Source organism: uncultured Corynebacterium sp. (assembly GCF_902489365.1).
In the GTDB taxonomy this organism is placed as follows: domain Bacteria; phylum Actinomycetota; class Actinomycetes; order Mycobacteriales; family Mycobacteriaceae; genus Corynebacterium.
Window position 1 is genome coordinate 10,651 of record NZ_CABTZR010000023.1, and the last position, 21,657, is coordinate 32,307.

The 21,657-nt window shown below is 59.7% G+C and carries 20 protein-coding genes and 1 pseudogene; 17 read left to right on the plus strand and 4 right to left on the minus strand.

The features are described from left to right. Nucleotides 1–67 precede the first annotated feature (67 nt). Nucleotides 68–2,881 (plus strand): RNA helicase, encoded by a 2,814-nt coding sequence (locus tag RDN59_RS05245; RefSeq protein WP_308606929.1) that lies wholly within the window; start codon nt 68–70, stop codon nt 2,879–2,881. Nucleotides 2,882–2,890: 9 nt separating this feature from the next. On the opposite strand, the gene RDN59_RS05250 is transcribed toward RDN59_RS05245, so the two are convergent. After that, nucleotides 2,891–3,520: a hypothetical protein gene (locus tag RDN59_RS05250; protein WP_308606930.1), complete on the minus strand. Its 630-nt coding sequence runs from the start codon at nt 3,518–3,520 to the stop codon at nt 2,891–2,893. A gap of 45 nt (nt 3,521–3,565) precedes the next feature. Between RDN59_RS05250 and RDN59_RS05255 the strand changes: the two genes are divergently transcribed. Next, nucleotides 3,566–4,681 carry a Xaa-Pro peptidase family protein gene (locus RDN59_RS05255; protein WP_308606931.1) on the plus strand — a complete coding sequence of 372 codons (1,116 nt, stop codon included), beginning with the start codon at nt 3,566–3,568 and terminating at the stop codon, nt 4,679–4,681. Continuing rightward, nucleotides 4,681–5,436 carry an SDR family oxidoreductase gene (locus tag RDN59_RS05260; protein ID WP_308606932.1) on the plus strand — a complete coding sequence of 252 codons (756 nt, stop codon included), beginning with the start codon at nt 4,681–4,683 and terminating at the stop codon, nt 5,434–5,436. Before RDN59_RS05255 ends, RDN59_RS05260 begins: the two co-directional genes overlap by 1 nt. Here RDN59_RS05260 and RDN59_RS05265 read toward each other — a convergent pair. Next, the gene (locus RDN59_RS05265; RefSeq protein WP_308606933.1) at nt 5,433–6,272 is read right to left on the minus strand and encodes a cobalamin biosynthesis protein; all 840 of its coding nucleotides are present in this window, start codon (nt 6,270–6,272) and stop codon (nt 5,433–5,435) included. The genes RDN59_RS05260 and RDN59_RS05265 overlap by 4 nt on opposite strands. A 70-nt stretch (nt 6,273–6,342) precedes the next feature. Between RDN59_RS05265 and RDN59_RS05270 the strand changes: the two genes are divergently transcribed. The 9 genes from RDN59_RS05270 (at nt 6,343) to musI (ending at nt 16,157) form a co-directional block, all read left to right on the plus strand. Next, nucleotides 6,343–6,924: an FxsA family protein gene (locus RDN59_RS05270; RefSeq protein WP_308606934.1), complete on the plus strand. Its 582-nt coding sequence runs from the start codon at nt 6,343–6,345 to the stop codon at nt 6,922–6,924. A gap of 2 nt (nt 6,925–6,926) precedes the next feature. Then, entirely contained in the window at nt 6,927–8,423 is a 1,497-nt protein-coding gene (gene lnt, locus RDN59_RS05275) for an apolipoprotein N-acyltransferase (protein WP_308606944.1), read from the plus strand. Nucleotides 8,424–8,438: 15 nt separating this feature from the next. After that, nucleotides 8,439–9,314 (plus strand): polyprenol monophosphomannose synthase, encoded by an 876-nt coding sequence (locus RDN59_RS05280; RefSeq protein WP_071410128.1) that lies wholly within the window; start codon nt 8,439–8,441, stop codon nt 9,312–9,314. A gap of 179 nt (nt 9,315–9,493) precedes the next feature. Then, nucleotides 9,494–10,624, plus strand: coding sequence for an ABC transporter ATP-binding protein (locus RDN59_RS05285; RefSeq protein WP_046649164.1), 1,131 nt, complete (start codon nt 9,494–9,496; stop codon nt 10,622–10,624). 84 nt (nt 10,625–10,708) lie between these two features. Next, nucleotides 10,709–11,929: a DUF4032 domain-containing protein gene (locus tag RDN59_RS05290; RefSeq protein WP_308606935.1), complete on the plus strand. Its 1,221-nt coding sequence runs from the start codon at nt 10,709–10,711 to the stop codon at nt 11,927–11,929. 387 nt (nt 11,930–12,316) lie between these two features. After that, nucleotides 12,317–13,648: an ABC transporter substrate-binding protein gene (locus tag RDN59_RS05295; RefSeq protein WP_308606936.1), complete on the plus strand. Its 1,332-nt coding sequence runs from the start codon at nt 12,317–12,319 to the stop codon at nt 13,646–13,648. 79 nt (nt 13,649–13,727) lie between these two features. Further along, a complete protein-coding gene (locus tag RDN59_RS05300) occupies nt 13,728–14,573 on the plus strand; it encodes a carbohydrate ABC transporter permease (RefSeq protein ID WP_144013207.1) in 846 nt (281 codons plus the stop codon). A 3-nt stretch (nt 14,574–14,576) separates the two neighbouring features. Next, entirely contained in the window at nt 14,577–15,491 is a 915-nt protein-coding gene (locus tag RDN59_RS05305) for a carbohydrate ABC transporter permease (RefSeq protein ID WP_308606937.1), read from the plus strand. Between the two features lie 24 nt (nt 15,492–15,515). Continuing rightward, a complete protein-coding gene (gene musI / locus RDN59_RS05310) occupies nt 15,516–16,157 on the plus strand; it encodes an ABC transport system MusEFGK2I component MusI (RefSeq protein WP_308606938.1) in 642 nt (213 codons plus the stop codon). Between the two features lie 103 nt (nt 16,158–16,260). Here musI and RDN59_RS05315 read toward each other — a convergent pair whose 3' ends face one another. After that, nucleotides 16,261–16,644 carry an RNA polymerase-binding protein RbpA gene (locus RDN59_RS05315; protein WP_046649170.1) on the minus strand — a complete coding sequence of 128 codons (384 nt, stop codon included), beginning with the start codon at nt 16,642–16,644 and terminating at the stop codon, nt 16,261–16,263. Nucleotides 16,645–16,775: 131 nt separating this feature from the next. Between RDN59_RS05315 and RDN59_RS05320 the strand changes: the two genes are divergently transcribed. The 4 genes and pseudogenes from RDN59_RS05320 (at nt 16,776) to RDN59_RS05335 (ending at nt 19,928) form a co-directional block, all read left to right on the plus strand. Then, the gene (locus tag RDN59_RS05320) at nt 16,776–17,135 is read left to right on the plus strand and encodes a hypothetical protein (protein ID WP_308606939.1); all 360 of its coding nucleotides are present in this window, start codon (nt 16,776–16,778) and stop codon (nt 17,133–17,135) included. Nucleotides 17,136–17,138: 3 nt separating this feature from the next. Further along, complete coding sequence (locus tag RDN59_RS05325) at nt 17,139–17,837, plus strand: YceI family protein (RefSeq protein ID WP_308606940.1); 699 nt, start codon at nt 17,139–17,141, stop codon at nt 17,835–17,837. A gap of 15 nt (nt 17,838–17,852) precedes the next feature. Continuing rightward, nucleotides 17,853–18,017, plus strand: a complete 165-nt coding sequence (locus RDN59_RS05330) for a hypothetical protein (protein ID WP_308606941.1) — start codon at nt 17,853–17,855, stop codon at nt 18,015–18,017. Nucleotides 18,018–18,557: 540 nt separating this feature from the next. Then, a pseudogene (locus tag RDN59_RS05335) lies at nt 18,558–19,928 on the plus strand (MFS transporter). Between the two features lie 307 nt (nt 19,929–20,235). Here RDN59_RS05335 and RDN59_RS05340 read toward each other — a convergent pair. Next, nucleotides 20,236–21,213, minus strand: a complete 978-nt coding sequence (locus RDN59_RS05340) for a bile acid:sodium symporter family protein (RefSeq protein WP_308606942.1) — start codon at nt 21,211–21,213, stop codon at nt 20,236–20,238. A gap of 109 nt (nt 21,214–21,322) precedes the next feature. Between RDN59_RS05340 and RDN59_RS05345 the strand changes: the two genes are divergently transcribed. Beyond that, nucleotides 21,323–21,657: FAD-binding protein (locus tag RDN59_RS05345; protein ID WP_308606943.1), on the plus strand; the 335-nt coding region annotated here is incomplete at its 3' end.

The following is a 21,657-nucleotide window of genomic DNA, read 5'->3' on the forward strand; positions in this document are numbered from 1 at the left end:
ATCGTTCTGCTTGGCGCCGGGGACCGGCGTATTAGCAGGCGGTGTCTGACAGGTACCCTGGGGACTTATGACACTGACGCATATGGACGAGTTCACCCAAGCACTGCCGTACTCACTGGATGACTTCCAGATCCAGGGATGCCAAGCCGTGGAAGACGGCCACGGCGTTTTGGTCTGTGCACCCACGGGCGCAGGTAAGACCGTAGTCGGTGAGTTCGCGGTGTCTTTGGCGCTGCGCCAGGGAACCCGCTGTTTCTACACCACTCCCATCAAGGCGCTGAGTAACCAGAAGTATCACGACCTAGTTGATGCACATGGGGAGGATGCTGTTGGGCTCTTGACCGGTGATGTCTCCATCAACTCTTCCGCGGACATCCTCGTGATGACCACTGAGGTCCTGCGCAACATGATTTATGCGGGCTCTGGCGCTTTGGATCGCTTGACCCACGTGGTAATGGATGAGATCCACTTCTTGGCCGACGCCTCACGCGGCGCAGTGTGGGAAGAGGTCATCCTCAATCTTGAGGAGCACGTCTCCATTATTGGTTTGTCGGCAACGGTGTCCAACTCCGAGGAGTTCGGCCGGTGGCTGACCACCGTGCGCGGGGATACCAAGGTCATCGTCACCGAAAAGCGCCCCGTTCCGCTGGATCAGTGGATGATGGTCGGCCGCAAAATCTATCCGCTCTTTGAACCCGGCTCAGGCGGCCAGGTAAACGCTGAACTGGCGCGGCGCATCCAGCGCCTAGAGGCGGGCGATACCGATAATGGCCGCACAGACTATGCCCAGAACCGTGCGAGCTTCCGCGCCCGCGCCCGTCACAAAGGTGGCGGGCGCCACGGCCGGCACAGTGATCGGCGCAGCGGCGCACCCCGCGTGCAAGACCGCTACCGGCCGCTGGGCCGCCCGGAGGTACTCAAAGAGCTGCAGGCCATGGAGATGCTGCCGGCGATTACCTTCATCTTCTCTCGTGCGGGCTGCGACGGTGCGTTGTATCAGTGCTTGCGCTCCCGAATGGTGTTGACCTCCCAAGAGGAGGCCACCGAGATCAAGGCCATCGTCGATAAGGGCGTGGAAGGCATTCCGGAGGAGGACCTCAAGGTCCTTGATTTCAAACGTTGGCGCGAAGCACTCTCACGTGGCTTCGCCGCGCACCACGCGGGCATGCTGCCGGCCTTTAGACACATCGTGGAGGAACTGTTCGTCAAGGGCCTCGTCCGGGCAGTCTTCGCCACCGAAACGTTGGCCCTAGGAATAAACATGCCGGCGCGCACCGTGGTGTTGGAAAAGCTGGTGAAATTTAACGGCGAGGCACACGTGGATCTGACACCGGGCCAGTACACACAGCTCACCGGCCGCGCCGGTAGGCGAGGCATCGATACCTTGGGCAATGCCGTCGTGCAGTGGGCACCCGCCATGGATCCCGCCGCGGTGGCGGGGCTTGCATCAACTCGTACCTATCCGCTTATTTCTACCTTCGAGCCCGGCTACAACATGGCCATCAACCTGCTGGGCATGCTCGGCTTTGATGACTCGCTGCGCCTGTTAGAAAAGTCTTTCGCCCAGTTCCAGGCGGATGGATCCGTTGTGGAGGAAACCCGTGAGATTGAACGTGCCGAGCACCGCGTTCGGGAGCTGCGCGCACAGTTGGATCAGGCCGTGGATAACTTGGCACCGCCGGCCACCGATGGCGAAGACCCAGCTGAGATCCTCATGGATTATATGCGGCTGCGCCGCGCACTAACTGACGAGGAGAAGACAGCCCGAGCCTCCAAGAAGGAGGAGCGGCACAAGGAGGTCGCGGCTGTCTTGGGCCGGCTGCAGGTCGGTGAGGTCATCGCTATCGCCACCAAGAAGCGACCAACGCTGGCTGTCGTAATCACCCCGGCAAACCAGACTGCTGATCCACGTCCCTGGGTTACCACGGAGACCGGGTGGTCTGGGCGCATCGACTCCGCCGGCATTGATAATCCGCCGATCGTCGTCGGACACATGAAGCTCCCGCGCGCAGCGCAGAAGAACCCGCGCCGCCATACCCGATTTGTCCAGGAGGCCTTCAAGCGCAATTACTACAAGCGACCGAAGAAGATGCGCACCGAGCCGCGTAATCGCCCCAACAAGAAGATCGCGCAATTGCGCGATGCCCTCCGCGAACATCCAGTGCACCATTGGCCCGCGACCGACCGCGAGCAGCTGGCCGGGGTGGCGCAGAAGCTGGCACGCCGCGAACGCGAGCTAGCCAGGCTTGAGGATAAGGTCGAGCGCGCCACGGATACCCTTGGCCGCACCTTCGAGCGCATCGTGGATCTGCTGGCGGAGATGGACTACGTGGAGTTTGATGGTTACGGCGAAAACCGCGAGCCGGTCATCACGGATGAAGGTGAGCGCCTGGCCAAAATCCACTCCGAATCGGACCTGCTGGTGGCGCAATGCCTCAAGCGCGGTATCTGGAACGACCTCGACCCTGCGGAGCTGGCCGGTGTGGCCTCCCTCTGTGTCTTCGAAAACCGCAAGACCACTCGCGGGGAACCCGGCGCGGCCACTGACGCGATGGCGGATGCCATGAACGCAACCTGGCGCATCTACACCGAGCTCGTCGCCGATGAGAAGCGCCATAACCTGCCGCAAACGAGGGAGCCGGAGCCTTCTTTTGCACTAGCTATCCACCAGTGGACGGCGGGCGCGCCGCTGGCCTATTGCATGGCCGCGGCTAATGAGTCAGGCGCGGAGCTGACTCCTGGTGACTTTGTCCGCTGGTGCCGTCAGGTCATTGACCTGCTTCAGCAGGTGGCGAAGACGGGCTACGAGGACGAAATTCGCCGTAATGCCCGGCGCGCCATTGACGCGATCCAGCGCGGTGTCGTCGCCATCGGTGCCTAGCCTTAGCGCCTAGTCTTCGGAGCCACCCCGAAGCAGCGCCGTGGCTGCCGCAGCGATTGCTTGGCGATGGGGCGCAACGAGCGCCACGGTGGCGAGCTTGAGGTTGCGCCCCAGCGGGTTAAGTATGAGGGCTTGCGTACCGATGACGGCGTCATCGACTAAAGCTGGACCGCCCGAGTCACCTTTGACTGCCGGAATCGTGTTGAAGACAAATCCGGCGGGGGAGACTGTGGTGCGGAAGTCAATGGACCAGGTGCGGAAGAAGGGAAGGAGAAAAAGCCCACTGCGTTGCTGGGCACGGCGAGCTTTTCCGCCGTATCCCCAGGTGGTGACTGGGGCGCGGAATGGTGGGGTGCTTTTTGCAAGCCCAGGAAGGTCCCGGGGAGGGGTCGGCCGGTCTAGCAAGCACAGCGCCATGTCGGTCCCGTCAATCGTGCGCACGGCGGCCACGCGCCGGTTGAACCCGCCACTCACCTTGTAGTGATCACCTTTGTCTAGTCCGCCGCGGAAGAAGTGGGTGCAAGTCAGAACCAACCGGGTTGCCTGCTGGGTGCGGGGGCCTAAGGACGCATCGATGAGCACTCCCGAGCAATAGCTTGAGCGATTACGGATCTTGACGGCAGCGCGATGGGAATTCACGCCTCCCAGCTTAACTGGACGAAGGCGGGCGGTAGGCTAACTATCATGACTGATTATGCGTCCCGACTAAGCCGTTCCCGCGCTATCGCCGCTGCTAAGGGCATCGACATCCTGTTAGTGGGGACAGGCGCCGAATTCGCGTACCTCACCGGTTCGTGGGTTTCCTCCCACGAGCGCCTGACCTGCTTGGTTATCCGCCCCGATGCCGAACCGGTAATCGTCGCCCCCAGCACCGACATTGAGTCGCTTCAGGGCGTTGCAGCCCAGCTAGTGGGATGGAGCGATGGGCAGGATCCCTATGCGCTGGCCTTGGGAGGTGTGCGCCCTACCACCGTTGCCTTGGGGTCCTCACTCACCGCCGATCACGTACTGCGCTTTCAGTCCGCAATTGACAACCTGGAGGCGAAGTCCACGAAAGAACAGCACGCTGCAAAGTATGTTCTGGCCACCGAGGCCCTCGCCGAGCTTTTTACCCGCAAGGATCCAGATGAGGTGGCTGAGCTACGCGCTGCAGCGGCGGCTATCGACGCTGTACACGCCGAGGTGCCGCGCCTCCTGCAGCCGGGGCGCACCGAGGCCGACGTAGCCGCAGATCTGCGGGAGCTCATTCTGCGCGAGCACCGCGAGGTAGATTTCATCATCGTGGGCTCCGGTCCGAATGGAGCCAATCCACACTATGACTTTGGGGACCGAGTACTCGCCGCCGGCGATCCCGTGGTAGTGGATATTGGCGGCACGCTGCCCTCGGGCTATCACTCCGACTGCACCCGCACCTACGTGGTTGGCGCCGATCCTGCTGCCGCGCCGGCAGAGTTTCGTGAGGCTTACGCGGTCCTAGAGAAGGCCCAGGCTGACGGACGAGCTGCCGCGCGCCCGGGTGCGACCGCCCAGGAGATCGACCGTGCCACGCGCAGTGTGATTGAAGACGCCGGTTGGGGTGAGTTCTTCACGCACCGCACCGGGCACGGCATTGGCTTGTCGACGCACGAGGAGCCTTTCATCATGAAAGGAAACGAGCTGGAGCTTGCCGAGTCCATGGCCTTTTCGATCGAGCCGGGCATTTACGTGCCGGGCAAGTGGGGTATGCGTCTTGAAGACATCGTGGTGGCCACCGAATCCGGCTATGAATCCCTGAACCAGGCACCGAGGGGGTTGCGCTAATGGGAGAAACTGGCGCGCTACTGATCCTAGGCGGGCGCAGCGATATCGGTGGGGAGCTTGCACGTCGGCTGTGTGAGGGTCGCCCGGTGGTTCTCGCCGCGCGGGGTGAACACGGTATAGACGGGCTGCGCTCCGAACTCCTAAGCAGGGGAGCGACGTCCGTGCACACGCTGTCCTTCGACGCCACAGATGTCTCCTCCCACCGCGCGGTCATCGAACAAGCCGCAGCACTCGCAGAGGGAGAGATCACCACGGCCGTCGTTGCCTTCGGAATACTGGGCGATCAGGAGCGCGCGGAGCACGACGAAGCCCACGCCTTCGACATAGCGCTGGTGGACTATGCAGCGCAGGTATCCATGCTCACCGTGCTTGCCGACGTCATGACGAGAGGGCACATCGTGGCCTTTTCCTCCATCGCTGGGTGGCGCGCCCGCCGGGCTAACTATGTCTATGGCTCGACCAAGGCAGGCCTAGATGCCTTCTGCCAAGGCTTGGCAGATCGTTTGCACGGCAGCGGCCTAGCTCTGATCACCGCGCGCCCCGGCTTCGTCATTGGATCCATGACTCAGGGGATGAAACCCGCGCCCTTGTCGGTGACCCCTGACGTTGTGGCCCAAGCGGTGGTCCAGGCCATTGAGTCCTCGGTGGGATCGCGGCCGTCTTCCTGCACGCTATGGATTCCACGGCCTCTTCAGCTCTTGGCGTGGGTGATGAAGCTGGTACCGCGTCCCATCTGGCGGCACATGCCGCGCTAACGGTGCCCGAGGACAGGAGAGTTCGCATCGAAGATGAATCCGCGCGGTGCAAGGACGCGCAACACAACGTCAGCATCTCCCTCGGCTAGATCGTGGATGACCAATCCGCGCCAAGGGGTTACCGAGATGGGAGCGCCCAGCTGGGCGATAAGCCCGGCGTATTCTCCGGGCAGCACGCCATCCTGCAGGCCCGCACCCAGATCGACGCGGCCGGGCTCCGTGTGCTCAGTCAGCCAGCCGATGGGCAAGGAGGGCGCGGCAGAGGCAGCACGCGTCGGTGAGGGGAAGCCATCGATGGCTTCAGGACGCTGAGCAGATAGCTCGAGCACGTAGTCCACGAGCTGAGAAATAGCATCGTCTAGTTCTAGGGCTGGACCGGTCACCGCCCCCTCTCGGATCACGCGTGCGGAATCGGCGCCCACGTCTCCTCCCGCGTTAGCTCCGGATAGTTGGAGCCCAGCCGCCACACCGTGTGAGAGGAGATCACCAGCGCCGCTATCCACACCGAAAAGCGCGGCATGGGCTATCGCGGGGGCGTCCTGATCGACGTCGGCTAGGGCTTCCGCAATCCGCTGCGCTACCTGACGGGCGCGCAGCGACAGGGGAGAGGCTAGTACGTGGGCGGCGGTCGTGGGCAGGGGGACGTCGCCAAGCACCTGCGCATTGTCGACGCCTCGCAGGCTGATGACGCTGTGCTGCTCTAGGTACACATTGCCATCGCCATGTTCCCTGGCGGCCTGGCCCAGAGCGAGCCACTGCTCGGGAGTAACAACGCCGCCGGCGGGATGGAAGCGCAAGGTATCGGATTCGGGATGCTTCGACTCAGGGAGGGACATGGTGGGACAGTCTAATCGCTCTGGGAGGGTCTACTGCGAAGCGCCAGGCCCAGCAAGTATGGTGGGCTGCATGCCGTTTCTTCTGTTCATCGCGTACATCCTCCTCGAAACCCTGGCGTTTTGGGCAGTTGCCGAGTGGATTGGTGTGCTGTGGGCACTATTAGCCTTGGCGCTGACCATGCTCTTCGGTATGACGATAGCCAGCTGGGAAGTCCGCCGCATGATGGTCAGCCGCATCCGCCAGATCGAAGACGGAGTCTATGTAATGGAGGATCCCACCCCGGGCAAGACGGCAGGCAACGTAGGCCTGACCATGGTGGGCGGAATCCTCCTGTCGTTGCCCGGTTTTGTCTCCACGATTTTCGGCGCGCTGCTCATCTTTGCCCCCACGCGGTCCGTCATCCGCACACTGCTTGCGGCGTCGATGTTCCGGAAGATCGAAGACATGGGCGTGCGCGTGTACGAGGCCTCACCCATGGCGCAGCACCGCGACTCGTATGGCTCCTTCGGCACCTTTGGCGCAGGCGCCGCCGGTGGTGGAATGGGGGGCATGGATCAACCAGGCCAGTCGCATGAGGTCTTGGACGAAGATGAAATCCGCACGTGGACCCAACACGTCAAGCCCGAAGACTTTGAGGACGGAAACAAGTAGTGGTGGTGCTGGTGGCCCGGCTCGCTCTCGCTGCTGCGTCGGGCGCCGTGACCTACCTTGCCGTTGAGCCACGCGGCTGGTGGGCCGCCGGCATAATCGGCATGGCGATGCTCGTGGCAGCGCTCTCACCGTGGACAAAGCCCCTAGGGCTGGGGTGGGCGGCGCTTGTCGCTTGTGTGCATAGCGCGGTGTTGTACTTGTTCACGCTGCCGTGGATTGGTGAGTTGGTGGGCAACATGCCCTATATTGCGCTCGCTTTATTCCTGTCCCTGTATAGCCTCCTCCTTGGTATCGGCGGGGCGGCGCTGCTGCGCTTAAACTGCGGTTTCGCTCTCTTCCCGTTCTTCTACGTGGCGGTAGAATTGCTGCGCTCCTCAGTGCCCTTTGGCGGTTTTGCGTGGGTGCGCCTCGCTTGGGGGCAAATAGAGGGCCCACTCGCCAATCTCGCCTCGTGGGGCGGGCCGGCGCTCATTACCTGCGCGGTGGTCAGCGTAGGCGCGGGCATGGTGGGGCTTGCCCGCTCACCGCGCCTGGCATGTGCGTTCTTGGCCGTGCCGATGCTTGCCGGATTATTGGCGGCACAGAGCGTGGACCGCCCAGGCCGCACAACAGGCACGGTGACGGTCGCCGCGGTGCAAGGAAACGTTCCACGGCTGGGCCTTGACTTTGCCGCCCAACGCCGCGCGGTGCTGGATAACCACGTCCGGGTCACTGAGCAGGCAGCCCAGGATGGCGCTGAGCCAGACATCGTCATTTGGCCGGAGAACTCCTCCGATATCAACCCTTTTGCGAATGAGGACGCCCGAGAGCTTATCGACGGCGCCACCCACGACATCGATGCACCAATCCTCGTCGGAACGCTGACCCAGGATGAGGTTGGCGCACGAAACACCATGCAGGTGTTTAATCCGGATGGCTCGGCAGGGGAGTACCACCACAAGAAGTACCTGCAGCCTTTTGGTGAGACGATGCCGATGCGCGATTTCTTTAGGAAGATCACCGACCTGGTGGACCTGGCAGGCGACATGAAGCCCGGTGACGGTCCGGGCGTGGTCACGATGGCCGGGACTGCGGTGGGCGTTGCCACGTGTTATGAGGTGAGCTTTGACCAGGCGTTCCGAACCGCCATCGACAACGGGGCGCAGATCCTCACGACACCGACGAATAACGCCACCTTTAGTGACTCCGACATGACCTACCAGCAGTTGGCCATGAGCCGCTTGCGCGCGATCGAGGCGGATCGGGCCGTCGTAGTGGCGGCTACGTCTGGGGTCTCTGCCATTGTCCACCCGGATGGCTCAGTGAGCCAGGCCAGCGGTATCTTTGAACCGGCATATCTCGAAGAAGAGCTTCCGCTGCGAGAAGGGCGTACATTTGCGGTGCGTTACGGTTCGCTCCTGCAATGGCTCATGGCTATTATTGGAACGGTCTGTGCGCTGTATGCGATCTATTCCACCCGCTTGTCCGGACGACGCAGCGCGCCTCAGAAAGAAATCTAAAGGAGCAAGGAACTAGTGAGCTCGACCCGCGAATCTACCCTGGTCATCATCCCTACTTACAACGAGATCGAGAACCTACCGCTCATTACCGGGCGCGTGCGCAAGGCAACGCCGGAGGTTCACATCCTGATTGTGGACGATAACTCCCCGGACGGCACCGGTGACGCGGCGGATAAGCTGGCCGCTGAGGATTCTCACCTGCACGTTCTCCACCGTGAGGGCAAGGGCGGACTTCTCGGCGCGTACATCGCCGGTTTCAAGTGGGGCCTGGAGAAGGACTACCAGGTGCTGTGCGAGATGGATGCAGACGGCTCCCACGCACCGGAGCAGCTGCACCTGCTGTTGGAGGAAATTGACAAGGGTGCCGACTTGGTCATCGGCTCTCGCTATGTTCCGGGCGGCGAGACCGTCAATTGGCCGGCCAACCGCGAGCTGCTCTCTCGCCTGGGCAACAAGTATATCTCGGTCGCCTTGGGCGCCGGCATCAACGACATGACCGCCGGTTACCGTGCCTTCCGTCGCGAGCTACTCGAGCACCTAGACTTCGAGGAGCTCTCTAACGCCGGCTACATTTTCCAGGTTGACGTTGCCTTCCGCGCCATCAAGGATGGCTTCGATGTCCGCGAGGTACCGATCACCTTTACCGAGCGAGAGCTGGGTGAGTCGAAGCTTGACGGCTCTTTTGTCAAGGATTCCCTGCTGGAGGTCACCAAGTGGGGCGTTGCGCACCGCTCCGAGCAGGTCAGCGACTTTACCTCTGAGGTATCCAAGATCACCTCACGCACGGTAAAGGACATGGAGCTTGGCCCCAAGTTCAGCAACGCTAAGACTGCTGTGTCCGACTTTGTCTCCGAGGTATCCAACTTGGTGAAGGGCACACTCAACCGCTAAAACTGCTTTCCTCACCGCAAGCCCGAAGGCCTGTCATGGCTTTCGGGCTTTTGTGGTAATAACCATCATCGGTGCTAATGTCGTAAGTGGCACTTTACTCGGTGCACAGTGACTTGTTTCACTTCTTTCTCACACTACGGATCGTTCGGCACGTACCTGCCGATGGAGGAGAGTTTGCTATGGCAACCGTAACGTTCAAAGATGCATCCCTAACCTACCCGGGGGCTAAAGAACCCACCGTCAAGAAGTTCAACCTGGAAATCGCTGACGGCGAGTTCCTCGTCTTGGTTGGCCCATCCGGCTGTGGTAAATCCACCACGCTGCGCATGCTGGCTGGCTTGGAAAACGTCACGGACGGTGCCATCTTCATCGGCGACAAGGACGTCACCCACGTCGCACCGCGTGACCGAGACATCGCTATGGTCTTCCAGAACTATGCGCTCTACCCGCACATGACCGTGCGCGAGAACATGGGCTTTGCGCTGAAGATCGCAGGCAAGTCCCAGGACGAGATCAACAAGCGCGTCGATGAGGCCGCCGCCACCTTGGGCCTGACCGAGTTCTTGGAGCGCAAGCCGAAGGCCCTGTCCGGTGGTCAGCGCCAGCGCGTAGCCATGGGCCGCGCCATCGTCCGTAATCCCCAGGTCTTCCTCATGGATGAGCCGCTCTCCAACCTCGACGCTAAGCTGCGTGTGCAGACGCGTACCCAGATCGCGGCTTTGCAGCGCAAGCTCGGGGTCACCACCGTCTACGTCACCCACGACCAAACCGAGGCACTGACCATGGGCGACCGCATCGCGGTGCTCAAGGACGGCTACCTGCAGCAGGTCGGCGCACCCCGCGAGCTCTACGACCGCCCAGCCAATGTCTTCGTCGCCGGCTTCATCGGTTCCCCAGCCATGAACCTCGGTACCTTTACGGTCAAGGATGGTGACGCTACCTCGGGGCACGCCCGCATCAAGCTGTCCCCGGAAACCATCGCGGCCATGACCCCAGAGGACAATGATCGCATCACCATCGGTTTCCGCCCGGAGGCCCTAGAGATCATCCCGGAGGGCGAATCCACCGACCACTCCATTCCCATCAAGCTCGACTTCGTAGAGGAACTTGGTTCTGATTCCTTCCTCTACGGCAAGCTGGTGGGCGAAGGTGACCTCGGCTCCTCGAGCGAGGACGTTCCCGAATCCGGTCAGATCGTCGTTCGCTCCGCACCGAACACCGCACCAGCCCCGGGCAGCGTTTTCTATGCGCGCATCGTCGAAGGCGGCCAGCACAACTTCTCAGCTTCGACTGGAAAGCGCCTGCCGTAGCCCGCGCCCGGTTACTCCGAGCAGAGCAGTACGCATAGACATAGAGCCAGGATTAATTCAGCGACGAAGGTGGAGTGACTCGACGTGAAAGAGTCTATGAGTATCACCTCCTCGACGTACGCGTCGGCACTTCTGACGCTGCCGTGGGATACACCCCTGGAACAGTGGCCCGCTGAACTCATTGCGGCCCTGCCCAGGGGTATTTCCCGGCACATCGTGCGTTTCGTGGGGATTAACCGCGGCATCGTCGCGGTCAAGGAAATCGGCGCGCGTACCGCCCACCACGAGTACAAGATGCTGCGCGAACTGCAGCGTCTTGGCGCACCCAGTGTGCGCCCCGTTGCCGTGATTACCGGCCGACACCCAGCCAAGGAGAGCTACGGGGAGCTCACCGCAGCGCTGGTTACTGAGCACCTGGAGTTTTCCCTACCGTACCGTGAGATCTTCTCGCGACACCTCACGGTAGCCGAGGCGGAAAAGCTAATCCGGGCTTTGTCAATGCTGCTGGTGCGCATGCATCTGCTGAACTTCTATTGGGGTGATGTATCGCTGTCGAACACCCTCTTCCGGCGGGACGCCGAAACTTATTCGGCCTATCTAGTCGACGCCGAAACGGGAGAGTTCCAGCCCAATCTCTCCGAGTCACGCAGGCTTTACGACGTCGACATCGCCCGCGTTAACATCATCGGTGAACTCATGGACCTGCAAGCAGGAGAGTGCTTGGATTCCTCCATCGATGTCATCGCCCTAGGCAGCCTGGTTGAGAGCTCTTACCTCGAGTTGTGGACGGAACTGACCGCAGAAGAATCCGTGGACGCCAGCGAGTATTGGCGCGTCTCCGAGCGGACTGACCGCCTCAACCAACTGGGGTTCGATGTAGGCGAGCTCAAGGTCACTAAGGACGATTCGAAACACGTGGTGCGGATTCGCCCAGTGGTGGTCGATCCTGGCCATTACCGCGCACAGTTATTGAGTTTGACGGGATTAAGCGTCGAGGAACACCAAGCCCAGCGCCTCTTGGGTTCCATCCAGGCCTACCAAGCCGTCGAATGTGGACCCCACATGGGGCTTACCCAGGCCGCGCACCTGTGGATGACGCAAGAGTACGAACCGACCATCGCCGCTGTCCCCGTGGAGATGTTGCAGAAGCTCGAACCCGCGCAGATTTTTCACGAAATCGTCGACCACCGCTGGTTCCTTGCACAAGAGAGGGGAGAGGACGTGTCCCTTCCGGAGGCGACGGCATCCTACCTTGAGTCCGTGCTGCCCGCCCGCCGAGACGAGGCGCGGCTTCTCCACACATAGCCCGCAAAGGGAGACTTGTCATAACCGCCTGCATGCCCCAGTGGCATCCAATACCACAGGTCGGAAACGCAGCTCTCAGCCGTTTATTATATGGATTTGTATGTTTTAAGCCCGATTGCCCCTTAAATGGGGAAGGATTTCGTGCCCGAATATGGATATGGTCACAATCGGGCGTTTTAGGTCCGTTTTCTTTTGATTATGTGGAATACCTCACTAAGGTAGGAGACAGGCTAACCAGTTCATAGTTGGATTGCGATCCACTATGAAGCACTTGGTGGCGCTGGGAAGATCCTTCGTCACGGAAGGAATCCCAGACACAACCGAATACGAGCCGGGTATCCATCTCGGCTCATCATCCCGCTTTTCATCAAGAAAGATGAGGACCTCATGAAGCGTCTTACTCGCATCGCATCCATCAGCATGGCTTCCATGCTCGCCGCCGCAAGTCTCGTCGCGTGCTCCGGCTCTACCGACGAGGAAGGCGATGTATACTTCCTGAACTTCAAGCCCGAACAGGACGCCGCATACCAGGAGATCGCAAAGGCCTACACTGAAGAGACCGGCGTCAAGGTCAAGGTCGTCACTGCCGCCTCCGGCTCCTATGAGCAGACCCTCAAGGCAGAAATTGGCAAGGACGAAGCCCCGACTCTCTTCCAGGTCAATGGCCCAGCTGGCTTCATCACCTGGCAGGACTACATGGCAGATATGTCGGATACCGAGGTAGCCAAGCAGCTCACCGACGATATTCCGCCGCTGACCACCGAAGATGGCGAGGTGCGTGGCGTTCCGTTCGCCGTCGAGGGCTTCGGCATCATCTACAACGACGAGATCTTCGACAAGTACATCGCCACCTCCGGCGCGAAGATCAAGTCCACCGACGAAATCAAGAGCTACCAGAAGCTCAAGGAAGTCGCCGAGGACATGCAGGCCAAGAAGGATGAGCTTGGCATCGAAGGTGCCTTCGCCTCCACCTCGCTGACTTCTGGCGAGGACTGGCGTTGGCAGACTCACCTGGCTAATGCCCCGATCTGGCAGGAGTACCAGGACAAGAATGTCGAGGATACCAACGAAATCGACTTCTCCTACAACAAGGAATTCAAGAACCTCTTCGACCTCTACCTGGACAATTCCACCGTGGAGAAGACTCTAGCCCCCTCCAAGACGGTGTCTGACTCCATGGCTGAGTTTGCGCAGGGCAAGGCCGCCATGGTCCAGAACGGTAACTGGGCATGGTCCCAGATCTCTGAGACCTCCGGCAACGTGGTCAAGGAAGACAAGATCAAGTTCCTGCCGATTTACATGGGCCTGCCGGACGAAGAGAACTACGGCATCAACGTCGGTACCGAGAACTACCTGGGCGTGAACTCTGAGGCCTCCGAGGTCGACCAGAAGGCCACCAAGGACTTCGTGGACTGGCTGTTCACCTCCGATGCTGGCAAGGAGCACGTGGTTAAGGACCTCGGCTTCATCGCACCGTTTGCGAACTACACCGCCGAGGACACCCCAAATGATCCCCTAGCTGAGCAGGTCGCGGAAGCTATCGCTGACGAGGATCTGACCACCTACCCGTGGAACTTCCAGTACTTCCCGTCCCAGCAGTTCAAGGATGACTTTGGCCAGGCCCTGTCGCAGTATGCCTCAGGCACCCTGAAGTGGGAGGACGTCGTCAAGCAGTTCAAGGACAACTGGGCTGCTGAGAAGGAATCCAACTGGGGCTAGGCCTTAAGTCCCCACCCCTCGCCACATGCCTTCCCACTGGGAAGCGTGTGGCACCACTTGAAATTAAGGTTTCACCACCATGCAAGCAACGCTGAAGAAGTACTTCCCAGTCTTTGTCTTGCCCACTCTTCTGGCATTCATGATTGCCTTCTTGGTGCCGTTCATCGTGGGATTCTTCCTTTCCTTTACGAAGTTCACCACCATCACCAACGCCAAGTGGGTTGGCATCGACAACTACGTCAAAGCTTTCTCCCAACGCGAAGGTTTCATCTCGGCCTTCGGTTTCACCGTCCTCGTCGTCATCGTCTCCGTTATCACCGTCAACGTCTTTGCCTTCCTCTTGGCGTGGATGCTGACCCGTAAACTTCGCGGCACCAATTTCTTCCGCACGGTCTTCTTTATGCCGAACCTCATCGGCGGCATCGTGCTGGGTTATACCTGGCAAACCATGATCAACGCCGTGCTTTCGCACTATGCCACGACCATCAGTGCGGACTGGAAATTCGGTTACGCCGGCCTCATCATGCTGCTTAACTGGCAGCTCATCGGCTACATGATGATTATTTACATCGCCGGCTTACAGAATGTCCCACCGGAGCTCATCGAGGCAGCCGAGCTCGACGGCGTCAACAAATGGGAGATGCTTCGCCATGTCACCATCCCGATGGTCATGCCGTCCATCACTATCTGCCTCTTCCTGACTTTGTCGAACTCGTTCAAGCTCTTCGACCAGAACCTTGCGCTCACCAACGGCGCGCCCGGCGGACAAACTGAGATGGTCGCGCTCAACATCGTTAACACGCTGTTCAACCGTATGAACGTCGAGGGCGTGGGTCAGGCCAAGGCCGTCATCTTCGTCGTCGTCGTGGTCGTCATCGCGTACTTCCAGCTGCGCGCGACCCGTTCCAAGGAAATCGAGGCATAAGTCATGACTACCAGCACTTCAGCGCAGGCCGTCCCGGCCTCGAAGAAGAAGGATCACCAGCTTCCCTCGGACAATAAGACCCGGATGTCTGGCGGCGCCAAGTTCGTGGTCTATGCGATCCTGGTGTTCTTCACCATCGTCTTCCTTGGGCCGATCCTCTTCATCTTTATTAACTCTTTTAAGTCCAAGTTCGCCATCTCCTCCGATCCTTTTTCCCTTCCCATCGGTGAAACCTGGGTCGGCTTCGAGAATTTCATGGTCGGATTGACCAAGCAGGGCTTCTTGGAAGCCACCCTGTGGTCTTTCGTCATCACGATTCTGTCCGTCATCGTCATCGTGTTCTTCTCCGCGATGACCGCCTACTACATCACGCGCGTCAAGACGTGGTGGACAAACCTTCTGTACTACCTCTTCGTCGTGTCCATGATTATCCCGTTCCAGATGGTCATGTTCCCGACGGTCAAGATTGCAGACATGCTCCACCTCAACAACCCGATCGGAATCGTGGTGCTCTACCTCGGATTCGGTTCTGGACTCTCGGTGTTCATGTTTGCGGGCTTCGTCAAGTCCATCCCTCTGGATGTCGAGGAAGCCGCGATGATCGATGGTTGTGGGCCGATCCAAAACTACTTCCGTGTGGTGTGGCCCATGCTCAAGCCGACTGCCATTACCGTGGCAATTCTCAACGCCATGTGGGTATGGAACGACTACCTGCTGCCGTACTTGGTCATTGGTCTGTCGACTCGGTACAAGACCATCCCGGTGGTCATCCAGTCCTTTGTCGGCTCCAACGGTAACCGCGATATGGGTGCCATGATGGCCATGTTGGTTCTCGCCATCATCCCGATCGTCATCTTCTACTTCTCCACGCAGAAGCACATCATCGAAGGTGTGGCTGCCGGTGCAGTGAAGGGCTAATCAAGTGCGATAGGTTAAAGAACCATGAATCGCTTGCTCGGCCCCGAATCGAAGTTCTACGCCGCCCTGAGCCTTTTCGCTGACCTTGTCATCGTCAACGTTCTCCTCGTTATCACGTGCTTTCCCGTGGTGACTGGGGGAATGTCCCTGCGCACCGCCCACGCGGTGACCGGACAGATGGTCCGCGAGGAAGGTTCACGCCGCGGCGCGGCCTTCGTTCGGGGCCTTTTGACCCGCCCCGGAACAAATACCGCCTGGTGGCTTATCTGCTTGGCACTGGGCGCCTTAGCTGCCTATGAATTCGCCATCATCGCGAAGGCCGGGTTCGGGACAATGGGCGTCGTACTGCGTGCCGCGCTGATTTCCGGGCTCCTTGTGCTGGGCTGCATCAGCGTGTGGTTTTTCCACCTAGATGCTCCGGGGCTGAGCTTTAGCCAACGGTGCACGGCAGCCATGACGAAGGCGGTAGCGCACCTACCGCGTACTCTAGTGGCGGTATCCCCGGCGGCACTCTTGGTGCTGTTCCCGCTCTTTTTCCCGGCGCAGTGGGGAGGCTATGCGTTCTTCCTCGCGGTTTTGGGCCCTGCCTTGGCGGTTTATCTCGCCGAGCTGGTTCTCCAGTGGCCGGAGCTTAATTCAGCGCCGCACGACGGTGCCAAGGCATAGCACGACGTTCGGATTAAACGCCCAAAACGACAAATAGGGTAGTGGCTTCCACTTCCGTGGAGCTACTACCCCTTGACTGTAGGATCGGCGCGCGACGGGCTTTTTAGCCTTCGTTTTCTTCCTGTTCCTTCTGCTCCTTTAGCAGGCGGGCTGCTGCGCGACGACGCGAACGCAGGCTTTCGATGCGCTCAGTCAGTAGTTCATCTAGCTCCTCAATCGAGCGGCGCTCACGCAGCATATCCCAGTGGGTCCGCGGCGGCTTCACCGGCTTGGACTCGACGCCCTCGCCCTCAACAAGGGTGCCGAGCTTACCGTTCTTGCACATCCACTCCTCGGGGATTTCCGCGTCATCGGCGAAGGGCACCTCGTAGATGTCGCCGTCCTCGGTGCGGTATTTCACCATTTGGCGCGGGGCCAAGTCGTGGTCGCGGTCGGTTTCGTAGCTCACTGCGCCCATGCGGCTGCCACGGAGTACGCGATCTGCCATGCAACATCATCCTTTTCAAGCGTTGAGGGAAGGGATCAGGGTCGACCTATATCACCCAAAGTTCTATCATTATAACGAATGGCCCACGGCCTTTGTTCCCACCCTCGGGTTAATGGGCTAAGGTGAGTGAGGTGATTGGTACACAGGATCCGCAGCCCGGCAAGCCTTCGAGGCACCGGACGGCAACCTGCCAGTGGTGCGGCACAGAGATCGCACAAGGCGGGCGGGGAAGGCCACGCAAGTTCTGTTCGCCCTCGTGCAAACAACGAGCATACGAGCAGCGCCACAACGTGGTCGGGACATCCATTCCCGTGGACGCTGTCATCCTAACTCCAGACAAGGCGGACCGTCTCCGCGACGGTCTCTTTGAGCTCCGGTGCTGTGCCGAGGACGTGGCCACAGCGGCGTCGGAAAGCGCCAGTGCTGAAGAGATGGAACAGCTGTGTGCCGAACTGGTCGCACTGGCTCGTAAGCTTGAGGAATTGAGATAGTACATGAAATCCGTATTAGGTAACCGCAAACTGGTTGTCAGTATCTTCGTGATCCTGATTCTGGGCTCGTCTGCACTGGCCCTGGGACCGCTAGCGTTTTCGGTGATCATGGGCCGCGGTGTGAAGACCGAACCGATCAACGCGGATAAGGTCCATGCCGCAACGACGGACGTTGATGGCGAATGGCACGTGGTGCAAGGTTCGGCCTATAACTACACCTCAGCTGGGTTTACCATCGATGAGATCCTGCCGGCGGATAAGCGCACGACGTCTGGCTCCACCAAGCATGTCACCGGCCAGGCAACCATCAAGGACGGGGTCGTTGAGGAAGCCAGCATCACCGTGGACATGGCGAGCCTGACCACGGACAAGAAGGTGCGCGATCAGAACATGAAGTCGAAGCTCTTTGAGGTAACGAAGTACCCAGAGTCGACCTTCACGTTGACCGAGCCGACAGATGTCTCTGCTGTGCCTGACGACGGCTCACTGGTCACCGTGTCACTGACTGGTGACTTGACCATCCACGGCGAGACCAAGAACGTGACACAGGACTTCCAGGTAGTCCGCGATGGTGACACCATTATCTTGGGCGGCAATATTCCGATTAACCGTCTCGAATTCGGCGTCGAAACCCCGGAGATGATCGCCGCGAAGATCTCTGAGGTCGGCGACGTTAACGTTCGCGTTACCCTCGAGAAGTAACGCATCCGGTCAGTCATGAATTATCAGCATCTTATTCCTGTCCTGTGGGTGCGTCTCGTCGTACTCGCAGGGTTCGGTGTTTTTATCTGGTTTCAGGGGACGAAGCTTCTGGCAGCGTTTTCCGTAGTGCTTGTAGCTCTCACCGTGGTGCAGCTGGTGATGGCTTACCGTCGGCGCTAAAACCAGTTCTCCGATGGACTCCCCAAATACCGTACCATTACGTAACAGTGACTATATTGTGCCCTAAAAGGGGTCACTCCAAGAGCAGCTGGGGAGGCGCGGATCGGCCCAGATCTAAAGGCGTCACCACGAATACTCCACTTGCACACACGACAACTCTCCGGCCACCGCATGACGCACGGGAAAGCCGCCCGGAAGGCAGCGAACAAAGAAGGCTTGAACTTCCGGGAAAGCGACGCGGACGGGACAGGTAACCCGGAATAAAGCATCAAGGGCTAGTTGAGTACGCGCAACGCACGCATGGCTCCGCCGGCGCCCATGACCCAGCAAGGGTCGCGCCGTCAAGGACTGAGCGCACATCCATGCGAGCCCAGAGATAGGAGATGCGAAGTTACGCCTTCACGCTGCATAAGCTATTGTCCGATAATGTACATTATGTCAGGATGGCTCCGCGCACCCTCCCCACCTACGAGCCATGGCCACAGCACCACAACATGTCAACCCCTCCCTTGCTCTCGCGAATTTATCATGTGATGAGACATGACCGCAGTCAAAACCAAGCCGCCGACACCGGGCGCAACCCCGAAACTCACAAAACGTGACCGCGTGCGTGTGGCTGTGGCATCAACTATTGGCACGACCATTGAGTTCTATGATTTCTTTTTTGCCACGGCAGCCGTAGCCGTCTTTCCTTTCCTCTTCTTCCCGAAGACCGAAGACCCCACCGTTGCCCTGCCCCAATCCTTTGCCACCTTCGGCCTGGCCTTTATCGCTCGACCACTGGGCTCACTACTCTTTGGACACTTTGGCGATCGCATCGGCCGCAAGGCCACCCTCGTTGGCGCACTCCTGACGATGGGCATTGCCACCTTCATCATCGGTGTCTTCCCCACGTACCAGACCGCGTGCATTATCGCGCCGGCCCTGCTGGTCCTGATGCGCTTCTGCCAAGGTTTGGGCCTGGGCGGCGAATGGTCCGGTGCGGCTTTGCTGGCTTCCGAGACCGCCGAGGAAGGCAAGCGCGCTTCCGAGCCGCCATGTGGCCACAGTTCGGCGCACCTTTCGGGTTCTTGCTCGCTAATGGTTTCTTCCTGACCCTGGTTGCCACCAAGGACTACTCGCGCGGCGACACGACCGGCACCTTCATGGAATGGGGCTGGCGTCTACCTTTCCTCGCCTCTGCTGTGATGGTGCTCATCGGTCTCTACGTCCGCGTGCGCCTGGAAGAAACACCGGTTTTCCAGCAGGCCGTTGATAAAGGCAAGAAGGTCAAGACCCCTATGGTGGAGGCTTTCCGCATTGCATGGAAGCCGATGATCATTGGTACCTTCGTCATGGTCTCTTGCTACACGCTGTTCTACCCGGTCACCACCTGGATTCTTTCCTACGGTATTGGCGATAAGACCAAGGAGCTGGGTTTGGGAATCTCCTACCTGGAGTTCCTGGAGATCCAGCTGATCTCCATCTTCATGTTCATCATCGGTATTCCCGTATCTTCCATGCTGTCGGATAGGTATGGGCACAAGCCGATCCTGGTCGTGACCTCGCTCATCATGATTGCCTTCGGTTTTCAGCTTCCCCTTCTTCCTCGGCATCGAGCACGCTGACCGCAACTCGGTCCTCGGGTTCCTGCTCGTCGGCATGTTCATCATGGGCCTCATCTTCGGCCCCATGTCCGCCGTCCTTCCGGAGCTCTTCCCCACCAACGTGCGCTACACCGGTTCCAGCATCGCGTACAACGTCTTCTCCATCCTCGGCGCCGCCGTGGCCCCGTTTATCGCAACGTTGCTGGTCAGCGCCTTTAACGTGAGCTACGTGGGCTGTTACCTCATCATCATCGTCTGCTTCATCTCCCTCATCACTATCCTCATGATGCAGGAGCTGAAGGACCAGGATCTTTCCCAGGTTTAGGCCTTCAGACACAAGCAACTCCCCGTCACCTTTCGGTTTTGCTCACCGAGGGGCGGGGAGATTTTTGTCGTGGTGCAACCCCAACACTGGCACATCACCTCGCACCGTATGGGGTTCGCACCATGGGGACCGCGCCCCCGTTGCTTCCAAAAGTGCAGACTCGCTGGTCGTCGCAAAGCACTGCCTGGGCGCTTGACGACGCCCACCTGCAGGTCTGCACTTCCAAGTCTGCACAAATAGAAAATAGGTGGCCGGAGAACATGTGCCAACCACCCGTGAAGAGCTAGTTGCCCGGATGGGTAACCTGCTACACAGAAACGGCAGTTTTACTGGATTCCACCTCGTCGTCGATGGGCTTGCGGCGGACGATGGCGGAGAAGACTGCGCCAGTGACGTTGGCCCACACCGCGGCGACCACACCCGGCAGCGCAGCCTCCGGGGTAAAGAACTGCAACGCCAATGCCGAGGCAAGCCCCGAGTTCTGGGTTGCTACTTCAATTGCCGTGGTGCGCGCCGCTGCCTCGCGCTGGCGGGCTAGCTTCGCCATGTAGTAGCCAAAGAGAAATCCGATAAGGTTCTGGATAGCCACGCCGATAAACACGACGAGACCAACGGTGACCAGCTTATCCTGCGATTTCGACACCACCGCTGTGACCACGCCGCCGATGCCAGCGATGGCCACCCACGGCAAAGCCGGCAGCACCTTGTCTACCGCCTTGCTTGCAATCACCCGCAGCAGCAGACCCAGGCCTACCGGTATGAGGACGGTCTGGACCAGCGACCACATCATACCGGCACCATCGACCTCCGCGGTTTGACCCGCTAACCACAGCATGAGCAGCGGCGTCATGATCGGCGAGACCAGCGTGGATACCGAGGTCATCGCCACCGACAACGCCACGTCCCCCTTAGCCAGGTAGGCCATCACGTTGGAGGCCGTCCCGCCGGGCACAGACCCGAGGAGGATGAGGCCGACGGTGGCGGCGTCGGAAAGCCCTAGCAACTTCGCTACGAGCACGGCGCTGGTCGGCATGATGACAAACTGACAGATAACACCCAAGAAGATGGGCAGCGGACGCTTCGCCACCAGGGCCAAGTCTGGAATTGTCAGCGTAAGCCCCATGGAAAACATGATGACCATAAGCAATTGCGAGGTGTATTGCCCCACCGGCTCAAAGGTGCCGGGGCTTAGAAAAGCGACAATAGCGCAGGCAATGATAACGATGGGGAAGATGTAAACGGCGAGCTTCTCGCCGGTCTCCCCTTCTGTGCGCGGGTTCGTCATGGTGTTTCCTTTCCAGAATGTGTCTCACTATATGAATTGAGTATCCCATATGATGAACCTCACGTACCCTGTTTGGCCGAGATTTACTGTCAAGCGATAGATTAGAAATATGTCCAAGCTACTAAGCCCCGATTCCTCTCTTTTTTCACGCCCGACCGGCGCTACCAGTCAGGCCGACGCCGTTTCGGAACGCTACCGCAACGGCTCTCCCGCCGAGCTGGTTGCAGATATGGAAGCCATCGTCGGCTCAGAAAACGTGCACGGCCGCCTCAGCGACCTCGTGCGCTTCTCCTCCGATGCCGGCCCTTACCGCTCCATCCCTAACATCGTGGTCTCCCCTCGCAACGCCGCGGACCTCGCTGCGCTGATGAAGTACTGCGATACTCACGGTCGCCACATGACCTTCCGCGCAGCAGGAACATCGCTGAACGGCCAGGCCATGGG

What these genes read in the sequence shown, in the direction of transcription:
- RDN59_RS05245 (WP_308606929.1), top strand. Translation starts at nt 68, where the DNA reads ATGACACTGACGCATATGGACGAGTTCACCCAAGCACTGCCGTACTCA.
- RDN59_RS05255 (WP_308606931.1), top strand. Translation starts at nt 3,566, where the DNA reads ATGACTGATTATGCGTCCCGACTAAGCCGTTCCCGCGCTATCGCCGCT.
- RDN59_RS05260 (WP_308606932.1), top strand. Translation starts at nt 4,681, where the DNA reads ATGGGAGAAACTGGCGCGCTACTGATCCTAGGCGGGCGCAGCGATATC.
- RDN59_RS05265 (WP_308606933.1), bottom strand. Translation starts at nt 6,272, where the DNA reads ATGTCCCTCCCTGAGTCGAAGCATCCCGAATCCGATACCTTGCGCTTC.
- RDN59_RS05270 (WP_308606934.1), top strand. Translation starts at nt 6,343, where the DNA reads ATGCCGTTTCTTCTGTTCATCGCGTACATCCTCCTCGAAACCCTGGCG.
- RDN59_RS05285 (WP_046649164.1), top strand. Translation starts at nt 9,494, where the DNA reads ATGGCAACCGTAACGTTCAAAGATGCATCCCTAACCTACCCGGGGGCT.
- RDN59_RS05295 (WP_308606936.1), top strand. Translation starts at nt 12,317, where the DNA reads ATGAAGCGTCTTACTCGCATCGCATCCATCAGCATGGCTTCCATGCTC.
- RDN59_RS05300 (WP_144013207.1), top strand. Translation starts at nt 13,728, where the DNA reads ATGCAAGCAACGCTGAAGAAGTACTTCCCAGTCTTTGTCTTGCCCACT.
- RDN59_RS05305 (WP_308606937.1), top strand. Translation starts at nt 14,577, where the DNA reads ATGACTACCAGCACTTCAGCGCAGGCCGTCCCGGCCTCGAAGAAGAAG.
- musI (WP_308606938.1), top strand. Translation starts at nt 15,516, where the DNA reads ATGAATCGCTTGCTCGGCCCCGAATCGAAGTTCTACGCCGCCCTGAGC.
- RDN59_RS05315 (WP_046649170.1), bottom strand. Translation starts at nt 16,644, where the DNA reads ATGGCAGATCGCGTACTCCGTGGCAGCCGCATGGGCGCAGTGAGCTAC.
- RDN59_RS05325 (WP_308606940.1), top strand. Translation starts at nt 17,139, where the DNA reads ATGAAATCCGTATTAGGTAACCGCAAACTGGTTGTCAGTATCTTCGTG.
- RDN59_RS05330 (WP_308606941.1), top strand. Translation starts at nt 17,853, where the DNA reads ATGAATTATCAGCATCTTATTCCTGTCCTGTGGGTGCGTCTCGTCGTA.
- RDN59_RS05340 (WP_308606942.1), bottom strand. Translation starts at nt 21,213, where the DNA reads ATGACGAACCCGCGCACAGAAGGGGAGACCGGCGAGAAGCTCGCCGTT.